General features: G+C 30.5%; 1 protein-coding gene. It reads left to right on the forward strand.

The annotated features are described in order from the left end of the window. On the forward strand, nucleotides 1-591 hold a 591-nt coding region (locus O3793_RS08905; RefSeq protein WP_371446978.1), incomplete at both ends, for a transposase.

Below are 591 nucleotides of genomic sequence, written 5' to 3' on the forward strand. Positions count from 1 at the left end.
AAACCATTACACGATTTACCTGAGCATTTGTGTTTTGATGAATTTAAATCCGTCAAATCTTCCGATAGTAATATGAGCTTCATTATTTGTGATAGCACAACACACAAGCTAGTCGATGTTGTAAGAGATAGAAAATCTTACAGTTTGAAAAAGTATTTTCATCGTTTTGAGCCTAAGACTAGATTAAAGGTAAAAACTATCTCAATCGACATGTACTTACCGTACATTCAATTAATAAAAGAAATGTTTCCTAACGCTAAAATTATCATTGATCCTTTTCACATCGTACAAGCCTTAAATAGAGAATTAAATCGAACTAGGGTACGTGTCATGAATAAGCATCGTTATAAAGACGCTAAATTATATCGAAAGTTAAAACATTATTGGAAGTTAATTTTAAAGAACCCTAATGAACTTCAGAACTATAAATATAATCGTTATAAGCTTTTTGAAAGCTTCATAACAAGTAAAGGAATCGTGGATTATATCTTAGAAAACAATCCATCTCTTAAAAATGATTATGCGGTTGTACATTCACTTCGTGAATGTATTCAGGACAGAGATTATATAGAATTCAAGGAAACGATTGAA

Origin of the sequence: Granulicatella sp. 20925_1_28 (genome assembly GCF_041433575.1) — a bacterium.
GTDB lineage: Bacteria > Bacillota > Bacilli > Lactobacillales > Aerococcaceae > Granulicatella.